Origin of the sequence: Pararhodobacter sp. (assembly GCF_036802785.1) — a bacterium.
GTDB lineage: Bacteria > Pseudomonadota > Alphaproteobacteria > Rhodobacterales > Rhodobacteraceae > Pararhodobacter.
On the sequence record NZ_DAIRVN010000011.1, the window covers coordinates 1 to 12,738 of the forward strand.

Sequence of the window (12,738 nt, forward strand, 5' to 3'; positions counted from 1 at the left end):
CCTTGATGGCGAGTATCGCTCTCAAAAGACCGGAACGAAACCGGTGCAGGTCCAATTTGGTGGCAGCGGGCGATCGCGCCGAGCGCGTCCTCCGGGCGGACTTGGCTCGCCTCGTCGATCACCAGAAGGTCGAACTCCGCAGTGCCGGGGGGGAGGTATTGCGCGATCGAGATCGGGCTCATCAGGAAGACCGGTTTGATCCGCTGCACCATCGGCCCAGCCGCCTTCATGATCTGACGGATGGACCGGTGGCGGCGCTTCTTGGCCATCTCCCCGCGCAGGAACCCCATTGGACCGGACGCCCCCGTGGGCAGCTGCGCGAGGTGTTTGCCGCGCACGAGGCGCTGCGTCTCCTCCATCCGCGCGCCCTCCAGATCCCGAAACGCGGCGACCAGCGCGTGCCGGTCCAGATGGGCCAGCCCCTCCAGCTCCGACAGGGCCGCGCGCGCGGCCTCCCAGCGGGCCTCGCCGATCGCGTAGAGAAGCTCGTCCACCGCCCCCTCCGGACGCAGGGTCCCGTCGTCCAGCGCGGTCAGAAGCGGGGTCAGCCCGTCCCCGATGAGACCGGAGGCGAGCATAGAGAGGCGTGCCCACTCCCCGTAAAGGTCCAGCCGGGCCCGCATCCGCTCAAGCCGGGCTGACAGAGTCTCAAGGGGGATCTCCTCCCCCTCAGGCCAGGTGATCATGAGCCGGTTCGTGACCGTCTCCAGCGCCCCGATCGCCCCCTCAAGGGCCTGACCGAGCTCGGACGCGCGCGGTGCGGCCGCGCAGATCCGCGCAAGGGCGTCCACGTCCCCGATCGGGGAGAGGGCAGTGAGGGTCCGAAGCCAGCGCGCCTGCGCGAGCAACTGGGCGAACGGGGTCCGCTCGCCGCGCCATTGCGGACCAAGCAGATTTTGCAGCCACGCCTCCTCATCGGACAGGGTCCTGCGCAGCGCGCGCAACTGCTACGACAATTCCGCGGTCGAAAGCTTCTTCAAGTCGCTGAAGGCTGAACTCGTCTGGCGCCGCAACTGGCAAACCCGTCGCGAGGTCGAGATCGCCCTCTTCGAATACATCAACGGCTTCTACAACCCGCGACGCAAACACTCAGCCCTCGGCTGGAAATCCCCCGTGGCCTTCGAACAAAGGGCCGCCTAACATGAGCACCTGACCGGAACGAAACCGGTGCAGGTCCATGGAGAAGGCCCGGATGACTTTGGGCGTGACATCGACGGCGGCAAAGACCGCCGCGTCATCTGCCGCCAGCAGATCGGCCGGATCGGCGGCATCGAGGTCGAAGAAGGCCGCCTGATTGGGGTTGCTGGCCGAGGTTCCGCAGAAGCAGCCAATCGTCGGGCGCGGCGGGCCGCCCCCGAACCTCTCCACCAGCGCCATGGGCTGGAAGGTCGCGAGGCTGGCCTGGACTTGCGCCTTGTCGCGGTTGGCCAGCAGTTCTGTCCAGAGCACCGGGGCGCGATGGCCGATCTGGCGCGCGATGTGGATCGTTGCCTCGACGTCACCCAGAGCGTCATGCGCATTGTGCGCGGCGAAGCCGTTCAGCGGTGCGATGCGGTCCAGCTTGAAGCGCACCCGGCCATCGGGATCCCCAACCATGCGGGTGCTGCTCGAAGAGCTGCTTGATGACCTCGCCTACATCGAAGGGCGCATCAGCATATCATGCCCCCTGGTTGTCGAGTTGCGCGCGCACCGCCAGGCGCCCGCGTTTCGAGATGTAGTAAGGGCTGCCGGATCGGGATTCGACCAGCCGCTTGCGCCGCAGCCGGAAGAAGGTATCCAGAGCAAATTCGGACAGGATCATCCCTTCGCGGGTCACGCAGGTGACAGCCGTGACTTTACGGTGGTCATCGCGTTCATGCAGGATGTGACCCCCAAGAGCCAGAACGTGCAGCGCACGTTGTTCATTTCCTGAGATATTCATTGGAGTCTCGTGAGCAGGTGTGAATCAACGCTCAGGCGCTACCGCGCCCGGCGACTTTTGTTTCACGAGGCTCTCTGATCTTCAGAGAGCCTTATCACGCAAGCTCTGACATCCAGTCTCCATTGTCCGAGAGCCGATCTCTGCCGTCCCTCAACCCAAAAGATAGATACTGCCGGGATCAAGTGCAACCGGTGCAGATGATGTCTGCTGCCCGGCAACTCGTCCACGCTGCTGCCATTCAGCAACATGAAATGCTGCGCGATGGATGAATGGCCGGTCTGGTGAAGCTGTGACCTGCCACGGGATTTTTCCTCCATCTGCAACTAGAGTCCGCCCCAACGAGAGGACGGACTATGAAGAAGGCACGACGGACCGAGGAACAAATCATCGGCATTCTTGCGGAGCATGATGCAGGCGCGAAGTGCGCAGATCTGTGCCGCAAGCATGGCATGTCGGAAGGCACGTTCTAGGCGAAGTATTCGGGCATGACGGTGCCCGAGGCCAAGCGGCTGAAGACACTGGAGGACGAGAACGCGAAGCTGAAGAAGCTTCTGGCCGAGCAGATGCTCGACATGGCGGCGATGAAGGAACTGCTGTCAAAAATGTATGGTCCGCCCCGCTATTGCAAGGTTTTCGTGGGTGACGCACCGGCATGCGTAAATGTATCCGGCCTCTGATCAGTCAGCCGCTTTTGGCGGCAAGGCCTTGATGAGATCCGCCCCTCGGGTTCCAGATTAGTGGTGCGGGATCGGGTCCCGCTTTTTTGCGCGTGGCTTACCCGAGGTCGATCAACCGTTTGGTCATCACGTTCCCCTGCAATCGGTTCTGCGGTCGCCTGATCAGCCCTGGGCTGCCCCTTTCGACTGCAGATAGACGGTGCCCGGCCTTGTCAGGATGGCCCAGACGATCCGGGTCAGCTTGTTGGCCAAGGCGACGACGGCCTTGTTGCGATGGGTTCGGGCCTCAAGCGCCGAGAGCCAGCCACCGAGGGCATGGTTCGCCCGGTTGAGGTGCAGGAAGCAAGATCGCGCGCCGTGGATGATCAGCCGCCGCACATAGCGATTGCCGCGCTTGCTGATACCGAGAAGGGTCTGTTTGCCCCCCGTCGAATGTTCTGCCGGAACCAGCCCCAGCCACGCGGCCAGATCGCGTGCCTTGCGGAATTGCCGACCGTCTCCGGCGGCCGCAACAATCGCCGTCGCGCCAAGTGCCCCGATGCCCGGGATGGTCACCAGGCGGCTGACGGCGTCATGCTGGCTGGCATAGGCCTCGATCTTGCCATTCACGGCCTTGATCCGAAATGAAACTGTCGATGACATCCCCGAAATCCGCGCAGTTGTGACAGAGGCCATGACGATGCTGGCGCAATCCACCGGCACCGAGGCGCAGATTATTGACAGGTTAAGGGGAGACAACGCCCTCGCCCTGACACTTGTGGCGGTAGACCATGGCCGGGTGGTTGGCTATGTCGCTGCATCGCAAGCCCAGATCGGGGCGCATGATCGTTGGGGTCTGATTGGGCCGCTTGCGGTCTTGCCGTCGAGGCACGGCCAAGGGATCGGTAGCACCCTGATGGCCGAAACGATCCGGCGATTGCGGGCGACCTTCCACGGGGCGGTTCTCGTTGGCGATCCCCGATACTATGGCAGGTTCGGCTTCAAAGCTTACCCGGGGCTGGGCGTGGGGGCCATTCCTCTCGAGTTTGTGCAGGCCTTGCCGTTCGATGTTGCCGAGCCGCGAGGCGAAGTGATCCATCACCCGGCGTTCGGCCTGAAGCAACAAGGATGATGCAAGTCTGGGCCGCACCGCAAGCTTCGCGGCCCAGACAACGCGTTCTGGTTGCTACTATCTGCTGTGGGTTCGCTGCAGCCATGCTACGTCACAGAACGGGCCTCGCCTTCGAGCGTCGCAGCCCGTCGACATCGGCCTTTTGCGGACAGCCGGACCGCACGGATGCATTCGGGAAAGGCTCTCCAAAGCAGCCGCCCAGTTGTTGCCATAGCAAGACGCTCTCCGGAAAATCCCGGCCCGGATCACGACTTTCGTAGGAGCCACGAAGTGCTTGGAGAGCGGATCCCAGCATGCAAAAGTATATGCATGTTGTGAGGGCAAAAAAATGTCAGAACTTCTTCATATCGATGCAACTCCTCAGAAGAGATTGTTCCTGTCCATCATCGCAGATTACGATGTAAACACGGCTGTCTGCGAGCTTATTGACAACGCGATCGATCATTGGATTGATGGAGGCAAGGAGGGGACGCTAAAGGTTGACGCCAGAATAAACGCAGACAGACAGACAATAGTCATTAGTGACAACGCGGGTGGCGTAAAGAAGGAAGATTTACAGCTTCTTGTTGCGCCTGGGGCCAGTCGAGAAAGAATCCAAGAAGGCCTAATTGGTAATTTCGGCGTTGGCGGAAAGCGAGCGGGAATTGCTCTCGGCGAGCTCGTCGAGATAAAGACTCGGCACAAGAAAAGCAAGACTTTTGAATTCGAACTGTCGGATAAATGGTTGAGCCAAAGTGACTGGAATGTTGATGTATATGAATGTGAAAGCATTGGTGTAGGCACCACGACTGTTCGCATCTCCAAGATGAGGCAAGGTTTTGATAAAAAAACCGTCGCTAGTCTCAGAAAGCACATCGCCGAAACTTATGGAAAGTTCATCTCTGATAGCTGCAGGATAGAATTCAACGGCGAACCTGTTAATCCAGTCCAATTTGATCAGTGGGCTTTCCCTCCCAACTACCCCCCCTCTCAGCATTCTGGAGAAGTTGGACCGTTCGGAGTTGATGACTCCAAGGTGAAAGTAAGAATAACGGGCGGCCTAACTTATGACCGCGACCCATCAGATAGAAACTACGGCGTATATTTCTACTGCAATGATCGACTTGTATTGGCACATGAGAAGAGCCACCATGTCGGTTTTATGCAGAAGATTGCCGGGGTGCCACACCCAGACGCTTCGCTCTGTCGCGTAATTGTCGAACTGAGAGGTATGCCAACTCAGATGCCTTGGAATTCCAGCAAGAGCGGTGTGAATTGGAGTCACCCAGTGTATCTAGAAATACGGGAGGAAATATTTGCGCTTGCCACTCGCTACTCAACAATTTCTCGACGACTAAAGGGGGATCGAGAAGGTGAGGTTTATGCATATAAAAGCGGAAGCCTTGAACCTAAGGCACTTAACCCGGGATTAACAGGAAAGGAAATTGTATCACTTCCCGTTCCGCGAGGGCGTCAGAAAAACTACCCTGATCGAATTATTGAACAGAACGAGAATTTATTCAGAAAGAAGCCTTGGATCCGAGGGTTGGTTGAAGCTGTCGGCATTGCCGAATTAATATTCCGTCGAAAGGTTAGCACCAAGAACCGTGTTGCACTTATCGTGATTGACAGCACCTTGGAGATATCCCTAAAGGAATATCTGGTTCATCAGAAAACAAAATATTACAGCGACAGCCAAATTGCTGACCTATTCAAAAGTCGCGACAAAGTCCTGAAAGAAATAGAGTCGCTGACAAGAATATCGAAGCGTGATCTTGATCTTGCTAGACACTATGCCAACCTTCGGAATAAACTCATACATGAACGCGCTACGGTAAACATTCCCGACAATGACGTTGTGACATACAAAGCAGTCACCGATCGAATAATTCACAGGCTTTTTGGGGTGTCCCTAGACTAGTTGAATCAATATTTTTCCTAATTTGATGGCTGTGCGGAAATGCCATTTAGTGGATCCCCGGCAACTCGCAACGCGATCCTACTTCCGCACATACCGGTCATTCGGCCAGTGCGCAACGAACGACCGCTTTCCGCCCCTCGCGCGGGTGCCGCCACATCGACGAGTTCGGTTGTTTGTGTCGTTGGCATCTTAGTACACTGAGTAAGTCCGGCTCCCAAAAAGGGCTTCCCTGACCGTTGCCCGCCTTCTACCTTGGGCGGGGCGCGATCATGCTGGCCAAGGTTTTTCACGCGCGCCCGATACCTGAGAGTGTGTGCGTGTCCGATTATCACCATGCCATCACCCATATCTATGATGCAGCTGCGGATCACCTCCGCTGGAAGCAGGCTCTCAATGCCGTGGCTGACTGTGCCGGGGCGCGGGCCGGGGCGCTGCTGGTGCGCGACTTCGGCGACATGCCCTTCTCTATCACCGCCTTGAGTTCCGCGTACAGCATCCTCGAGCCCGCGGGACAGGTGCAGTATTACATGGAGAAACTGGCGCAGTTCGAAGCCCCGCAATGGGACTTCATCAGCCGCATGCGGCTCGGCCAGATCGAACGCGACGAGGAGATGGGCATTCCCCGGGCGGATCTGGATCTGCGGCCCGATTACGTCTTCCTGCGCGGGCAGATAGGCACGCTGCGCCGTCTAGCTTTCCGGCTCAACGACAACCGTGGCTGGTTCGATGGCGTGACGCTGGCCTTCCCGGCCGAGGTGACCCATGTTCCGCAGGCGGCGATTAACGTCCTAAGGCCGCTGCTACCGCACATGGCCAAGTCGATTGAGATCGGCCGCACCTTCATTAGGCTGAAAGAGCGCTATCACGCAGTACTGGCCATGCTCGACAAGGTGGCGATCGGCTTAGTGATGGCGTTGGAAACCGGCGAGATCGTCATCGCCAACCGCGAAGCCGAACGCACTCTTTCACTGCAGGACGGGATAGGCAAGTCTCTCGTCAACCGGCTGGTCCTGCGAGACAGCGACGAGAGCGCCCAGTTGCAGGCGCATGTTGCGGCGATGGCGCGTACTGCCTCGGGGGAGGCCTCCGCCGTTGAAAGGGTGATGCGCTGCACGCGGCCCTCTGGGCTGCATCCCTTCCTGATCGAGGTCGTGCCGCTGCGCGACAGCGGGGCCGAGATCGAGCGCAACCTGCAGGGCGCCTTGGTCATCCTGGTCGATCCCGAGAGCCAGACGGATCTGAATGTCGGCAGTTTCGCGGTGTTGCACCAACTGACCCCGGCTGAGACCCAAGTCTGCGACATGCTCATCCGCGGTTATCAGGCACCCGAGATCGCCGAGATCCGCAACACCAGCCTTGCCACCGCGCGCAACCAGATTGCGGCGGTCTATCTCAAGACCGCGACCCGGCGGCGCGGCGACCTGATCCGGCTTGTGATCCGCACCCTGCCGCCGATCCTCTGACATCTCGGACTCGCTCCGCATAGTGCTTTTGTATCATGAGAGAAAGATTGGGCTATGCTAAATCCTACAAAGAACCTTCGACGGGTCATGATTCTCCCGTTTTCTCTGCCGAACCTCTGTTAATAAGGATCTCTAAGATGGCACAGGATGAGAATAATCTTCGCGAAGTACATCGTGATCTTGGGCCATTCTTCACTGAGGATGGGGTTATAGATGACGATCATATCCCATTAGATGTTTCTGCACACATCGACAGACTCAAGCAAGCGATTGATTCAGCGAACGATATTTCGTCTTTGGCCTTTCTTGCGAGTATATACTATTCTGGAAGCTGTGGAGTTGGGGGGCAGAACGCCATACTGCGGAACCTAACAGGCAGGCGCATACGCGTATCCGTTCGCGTGACATCATATTTGATTGGCAACCAAAGTTTGACTCACACAGCCGAACGAATACTTGGGCCTAATGGAACAACAAATCTCGGCTGCACAAGGCCTAATACGTTTGTGCCCGGCGGTTGGCTCCAGCGGAGCTATACAATACTATCTGCTTCTTACGCCTGATCGGTGCTGCTAGGGTCAGGCCGAACCGAGGCACTTCGCGGCGCCAGTCTACCGTGGTCGATCAGTGTTTGTGCTCTGCCTACGTTTTCTAGACCGCCGGACGCAGGAGTTTCCGGCCTTGGTCACGACGGCGGGCTGGCTGCGCCATCGGGAAAGTGTGGTGCGCTCGGGACATTGTATCCGATCGCGCTATGGAGACGGTCAGCCCCTCCTCGCGGTAGAGGCGATAGATACAGTTACCCCCCGTGCTCAGTCAGTTTGTCGTCCGTGATGGCCGTCTGCAAGTTTATTTCCAGATATCATGCTGCGCTTCATCTCGGCGTTCAAGAATTGGGGGCCGAAGGTGAACGCGGTACGCGTCCCCATCTGAAAGATTGCTCGGCCAGCCCCAAGGCTTGCGGACGCAATCGAGTGTCGCGCGCCATAAACGGGCGATTTTGTCCCTCCTAGTGGCATGAACGGCTGGCAACACCTTACGTCGGTCAGAACCCTAGGGCAAAAAAGACCTTTGCTTCGGCACGTTTGTGTTCGACAGCCGAAGCTGCCGTTCGTCGACGGCGGGTCGGCAATGTCACCTCCTCTGGTGTCGCGAGAGAAGGGCCGCGTCCGCCTCCTTCGGCAAGGGATTGCCGCGCCTGCATCGGTCCGCTTTCCGCCCGATGCCCTCACTCCCGGCGCGAAACGTGGTATACTGTTGTGGTCGGCATGACCGAAGAAGGGTGGGCCCGGTGGACAGGAGGTAGCCCCATGTCCGTCGATTTTCTTCCCGTCCTCCGCCCCGTGCGCGTGCCTTGGAACAAGGGCCGCATCATCGGCCAGAAACGCCCGCTTCTGCCCCGGCATGTCTGGTCCATTCGCGTCCGCCTGGAGATGGCGGGCAACGCGCGCGACCTGGCGCTCTTCAACATGGCAGTGGACAGCAAGTTGCGCGGTTGCGATCTCGTCGGCCTCAGGGTCCGGGATGTTTTCGCCGCAGGGCGGGTCAAGGAACGAACCTCGATGATCCAGAGCAAAACAGGGAAGCCGGTCCGGTTCGAGATCACCGAGACGACGCGGCTGTCCCTCGAGCGCTGGATTCGCGATCCCGAAATGTTCGGGCTGGAGTTTCTGTGGCCCAGCCGGATTCACGGCAGCCTGCACCTGTCAACGCGACAGTATGCCCGGATCGTCCGGGGGTGGGTCGTGTCGATCGGCCTGGAGCCGAGCGCCTACGGCACGCATTCGATGCGGCGGACCAAGGTGGCGCAAATCTACAAGAAAACCGGAAACCTGCGTGCGGTCCAACTGCTGCTCGGCCACACGAAGATGGACAGCACGGTGCGTTACCTCGGCGTCGACATCGAGGATGCCTTGACGCTCTCCGAGGGAATAGACCTGTAGCAAACCGTCCCGACCGGCGCGGTCCGCGCCGGTCGGCCCAAAGCGGACACTGAACCGTCGTCCCCTACATCTTCAAAGTGCCGGTTGTTGCGCGGCGGGCGAACGCGCGATGACGGCCGCCATGCGCGAAGCCGGGACGGGGCTGAAAACGGCGTGGCGATTGCAGATCACCGGCGCGGGGCTCGGCACACGGCTCGCCAATTCGATACAGAGCCAGAACTTCCCGAGGTCGGGCAAGAGCCTCGACGCCGCGGCGCTGGTCTGGTCAAAGGCGCCGGTCATCGTGGGCGCGCATGACACGGGGCCGCTGATCCGCTCGAAAAACGGGTTCTGGCTGGCGATCCCGCTGCCAGCGGCGGGCAAATCCCTGCGCGGCGGTCGGATCACCCCCGGCGAATGGGAGCGGCGACGTGGGTTGCGCCTGCGCTTCGTCTATCGCCGCACCGGACCGAGCCTGCTGGTGGCGGAGGGCCGGCTGAACACGAAGGGCCAGGCGGTAGTGTCGCGCTCGAAGGCCGGGCGCGGCAACGTCACCGCGCCGATCTTCCTGCTGGTGCCGCAGGTCAAGCTGCCGAAGCGGCTCGATCTGGCGCGGGATGCCGAGCGGGCGTTGGACAGCGTGCCAGGGTTGATCGTGGCGAACTGGGTGGAGGGAAGGTTGTGAGCGTAAGGTTTACCACCAAAGAATTAACCCTTTTGTGTGAAGTTGGCGAAAACTCTGTCCAGGGGCTTCTGCATGCAAATCGACCCACATCTTTATCGCAAGGCGTTCCAAGCCTACCTGCGCAAAGGGACGCCTATCGAGTGGTCGATCAAGCAAGAGCGGCCAACCACGCATTACATCTGGCGCACGCGCGGAGATGACAAAGTCCGCCCAAGCCATGCTGCAAACAACGGTCAGGTCTTCGCATGGGATGACCCGCCCGAGACGGGCCACCCCGGCGAAGACTATGGCTGCCGCTGCACGGCTGAGCCATTCATGCCGTCAGTCGATGAGTTCATTGAAATCGAATTGGCCGATACGGGGGACTCCGGAGCCGCTTGGAGCAGCCGTGACTTCGTCCGCCACTACTACAACGGACGTGGGCGCGGTGTTACCGTTCGGGAAACCGGACATCTGAGCAGGATCGTGGCACAGTACATGGGTGAGGTGAGAGAGCGAATGAAAGGCCATATTGCCCGGGTCGCGAGAAGACACCCAAACGGTGCCTTCTCCGACGATTTCGTCAACACCTACAACATGACTGGGGTCGTATTCAGCATCGGTGACACGACGATAGGCGGTCGCTTCACGGGAAACTGTATTGCGGAGTTAGGCATTCTGACGGTCTCGGAGCAATTCGAGTTCTACCTAGAAGATGAATTCGCCGATCCAGCCGACGTCGGTTTGGAAGTCATCGACCTAGGCGAGACAATCTACGAAAATATCCATAGACCGCTAGATGACTATCTGCGTGGGCGCCCGAGCGGAAGGCAACGGCTCGGCATCCACACTGGCGAACCGTATGCGATCACGGACCGGTGGACTGGAAGCTTCTCGGGTCAGGTCTATGCGGACCCAGCTCGCAGCAACTTCTGATGAATTGCGGGCGGAACGATCAGGGAAGGGGAGTGTCAGCCGCCGTCGCTGGTGTCGTTCTGCTTCCGTGCGTATTATTGGCTCTTTGGGTCGTGATCGTTTTCAACGCCAGATATCGCACATGTGTCCAACTTGAGAACGGCGCGAACCTCGGCTACGAAGCGGTCTTCGACCTCAGCAGGCCGTACCTGAAGCCAATTGCGGTTCCGCGATTGGAGAATGGCACACCGATCCTGCGCGACATGCTTTGGTCGATCAAGATCACGCCGACAAGCATCTACGGCCTCTCGCTGGAGCCGATAGAGGAACGTGGGTATCAGTTCGCTTGGCGCAATGACGTCGGGCTTGTCTTGGAATCCGATGATCCCGCCGAATACGAGCGTCTTGTCGCCGAAGCGGGCCATGCGAACTGGGACATTGAGATCAACAATGTCGGCACCCAATGGTTGATGAATGAACTAGCCGGGCGACCGGATTTCGAAGTCCGCCGATGCCCGACGTCCTTGGTAACATGGTGATCCAGTGCCCACCCCCCGCGAAACCATCCTCGCCGCGCTGCACTCGCTGCTCTCGGTGCTGCCCGAGCGCGTGCCGGCCGAGGGTCTTCTGATCCTTCGGGACGGGGAGCCGGGCGAACCAGATGTCACGCTGTCGCCGCTCACCTACCACTACCGTCACCGCGCCGAGATCGAGGCGGTGGTTCAGGGCGCTGCACGTGACACCGCCTTCGACATGCTGACCGCCAGCATCGGCGCGGCTATCGCCGGGGACCGCACGCTTGGCGGGCTCTGCGACTGGGTCGAGACGGAAGCGCACGGCCCGTCGATCTTCCCAATGAGGGCGCGGCGAGCCTGAGGGCCGCCGTGATCCCGGTGGTGCTGCACTATTCCACGGCCGACCCGCTGGCCTGACCCAACCGACCACAGGAGTTGAGACATGGCACGAGCCCAGGGGGCGCGGGCGCTGATGGCGCTTGCGTTCGAGACGACCTGGAACGCCGCCCGCGGGCGGCTTCACCCGCATACCCTTCGCCAGCCCGTCGCTCGGCGCGGAGCAGCCGCTCCTGAACTCGGAGTTGCTGGGCTACGGCCGCGATCCGCTGGCGCCGATCAAGGATGCGGTGATGGCCGACGGCGATGTCGTGGTGCCGGTTCACTTCGAGAGTTCTTGGCCAAGAGCTGAAAGCTGTCTCTTGCGAGAAACAGTATTCGGGACACCTCAAGAGCCGGCCTACCACAACCTATGCATCTTGGTGCGACTGTCCGCTTCCCGCCCTCCTTGACGATGACGCGACACATGCTGCACCCTGCATGACGGTCCGCAATGTGGCTGGAACCAGCCGCATGTCCGAGTGCCGCTGGGCGGCGGTTATCGCGACTCTCGTCGGAGGGGCAAACCGGTTTACTTGCGCCAGACACCTTTTTACCGACATCGGTCTGAGCATGTAATCGGTATCCAGCTTCAGCGCGATCCTCCAGAGCGGGGTCTTGAGGACTTGGCACACATGCTTGCCGGGGCTGTCCTTGCGGGTCTCCGCCCTGGCAACGCTGCCGTTGCCCGGCTGACGTGCCAGACAAAGGGCGCTCTGCGCCCAGTTTCAAATCCTCATCAACCGGCCCGCAAAGCCGCGTTCTGGATCTTGCGCTGAGCCGGCCTATTTGATCGCCATGAACAATGGACCCGTAACAGCCGTTCTCTATAATGCCAACTTCCCTGTCTGCAGTTTCGAGATTTCGCACTATGCGCGCTATGCGAGCGCGCACGATTTGCCGATCCGGTTTGATGACCTGAACTCGGACGCACGGGAACAATGGGGCCTTGATGCCGATACCGCAGCGCGGCGGCTTTATGTGCTGCATGAAGGCGAATTAACCTCTGGCATACCTGCATTCCTGGTTCTTTGGGCGCAGATGCCAAAATACCGGTGGCTTGTCCGTTTCGTGGGCTTGCCGGGGGTCAGGCAGATCGCCTCGGTGCTTTATGATCATCTGCTGGCGCCGCTCATCTACCGCTGGCACCTGATCCGGCTACGCAAGAGAACCACCTGATCTGCGCCCCGCTCCATCGTCAGGGGTTTAGCGCCATCTTCATGCAGAACAGAGAGCAGAGCAAACCTTGCCACGAAAGAACCATGACAGTGGCGC

General features: G+C 59.7%; 10 protein-coding genes and 6 pseudogenes. 12 read left to right on the top strand and 4 right to left on the bottom strand.

The annotated features are described in order from the left end of the window. Nucleotides 1-944, bottom strand: a pseudogene (locus V7Q53_RS05900) (DUF3320 domain-containing protein); the annotation flags it as partial. Here V7Q53_RS05900 and V7Q53_RS05905 point away from each other — a divergent pair. After that, nucleotides 889-1,140 (top strand): annotated as a pseudogene (locus tag V7Q53_RS05905) (IS3 family transposase); the annotation flags it as partial. The pseudogenes V7Q53_RS05900 and V7Q53_RS05905 overlap by 56 nt on opposite strands. Here V7Q53_RS05905 and V7Q53_RS05910 read toward each other — a convergent pair. Together V7Q53_RS05910 and V7Q53_RS05915 are read right to left on the bottom strand one after the other, a co-directional pair. After that, nucleotides 1,090-1,596: a hypothetical protein gene (locus tag V7Q53_RS05910; protein ID WP_333827538.1), complete on the bottom strand. Its 507-nt coding sequence runs from the start codon at nucleotides 1,594-1,596 to the stop codon at nucleotides 1,090-1,092. The pseudogene V7Q53_RS05905 and the gene V7Q53_RS05910 sit on opposite strands and share 51 nt — an antisense overlap. A 61-nt stretch (nucleotides 1,597-1,657) precedes the next feature. Further along, nucleotides 1,658-1,921, bottom strand: a complete 264-nt coding sequence (locus V7Q53_RS05915; RefSeq protein WP_333827539.1) for a YjhX family toxin — start codon at nucleotides 1,919-1,921, stop codon at nucleotides 1,658-1,660. Nucleotides 1,922-2,274: 353 nt separating this feature from the next. Between V7Q53_RS05915 and V7Q53_RS05920 the strand changes: the two are divergent. After that, a pseudogene (locus tag V7Q53_RS05920) lies at nucleotides 2,275-2,535 on the top strand (transposase); the annotation flags it as partial. Between the two features lie 225 nt (nucleotides 2,536-2,760). Here the strand turns inward: V7Q53_RS05920 and V7Q53_RS05925 are convergent. Next, a pseudogene (locus tag V7Q53_RS05925) lies at nucleotides 2,761-3,219 on the bottom strand (IS110 family transposase); the annotation flags it as partial. Nucleotides 3,220-3,271: 52 nt separating this feature from the next. On the opposite strand from V7Q53_RS05925, the gene V7Q53_RS05930 reads away from it, so the two are divergent. The 10 genes and pseudogenes from V7Q53_RS05930 (at nucleotide 3,272) to V7Q53_RS05975 (ending at nucleotide 12,642) form a co-directional block, all read left to right on the top strand. Continuing rightward, on the top strand, nucleotides 3,272-3,709 hold the full coding sequence (locus V7Q53_RS05930) for a GNAT family N-acetyltransferase (RefSeq protein WP_333827541.1): 438 nt from the start codon (nucleotides 3,272-3,274) through the stop codon (nucleotides 3,707-3,709). Nucleotides 3,710-4,037: 328 nt separating this feature from the next. After that, nucleotides 4,038-5,609 carry an ATP-binding protein gene (locus V7Q53_RS05935; protein WP_333827542.1) on the top strand — a complete coding sequence of 524 codons (1,572 nt, stop codon included), beginning with the start codon at nucleotides 4,038-4,040 and terminating at the stop codon, nucleotides 5,607-5,609. Nucleotides 5,610-5,878: 269 nt separating this feature from the next. Then, the gene (locus V7Q53_RS05940) at nucleotides 5,879-7,072 is read left to right on the top strand and encodes a helix-turn-helix transcriptional regulator (RefSeq protein WP_333827543.1); all 1,194 of its coding nucleotides are present in this window, start codon (nucleotides 5,879-5,881) and stop codon (nucleotides 7,070-7,072) included. Nucleotides 7,073-8,382: 1,310 nt separating this feature from the next. Beyond that, a complete protein-coding gene (locus V7Q53_RS05945; protein ID WP_333827544.1) occupies nucleotides 8,383-9,015 on the top strand; it encodes a tyrosine-type recombinase/integrase in 633 nt (210 codons plus the stop codon). A 49-nt stretch (nucleotides 9,016-9,064) separates the two neighbouring features. Beyond that, nucleotides 9,065-9,679: a DUF6441 family protein gene (locus tag V7Q53_RS05950; RefSeq protein WP_333827609.1), complete on the top strand. Its 615-nt coding sequence runs from the start codon at nucleotides 9,065-9,067 to the stop codon at nucleotides 9,677-9,679. A gap of 72 nt (nucleotides 9,680-9,751) precedes the next feature. Beyond that, nucleotides 9,752-10,594 carry a minor capsid protein gene (locus tag V7Q53_RS05955; RefSeq protein ID WP_333827545.1) on the top strand — a complete coding sequence of 281 codons (843 nt, stop codon included), beginning with the start codon at nucleotides 9,752-9,754 and terminating at the stop codon, nucleotides 10,592-10,594. 32 nt (nucleotides 10,595-10,626) lie between these two features. After that, nucleotides 10,627-11,112 (top strand): hypothetical protein, encoded by a 486-nt coding sequence (locus tag V7Q53_RS05960; protein ID WP_333827546.1) that lies wholly within the window; start codon nucleotides 10,627-10,629, stop codon nucleotides 11,110-11,112. Nucleotides 11,113-11,116: 4 nt separating this feature from the next. Beyond that, nucleotides 11,117-11,505 (top strand): annotated as a pseudogene (locus V7Q53_RS05965) (acyl-CoA transferase). A gap of 25 nt (nucleotides 11,506-11,530) precedes the next feature. Beyond that, nucleotides 11,531-11,759 (top strand): annotated as a pseudogene (locus tag V7Q53_RS05970) (phage tail tube protein); the annotation flags it as partial. Between the two features lie 502 nt (nucleotides 11,760-12,261). Continuing rightward, the gene (locus V7Q53_RS05975; RefSeq protein WP_333827610.1) at nucleotides 12,262-12,642 is read left to right on the top strand and encodes a thiol-disulfide oxidoreductase DCC family protein; all 381 of its coding nucleotides are present in this window, start codon (nucleotides 12,262-12,264) and stop codon (nucleotides 12,640-12,642) included. Nucleotides 12,643-12,738 lie beyond the last annotated feature (96 nt).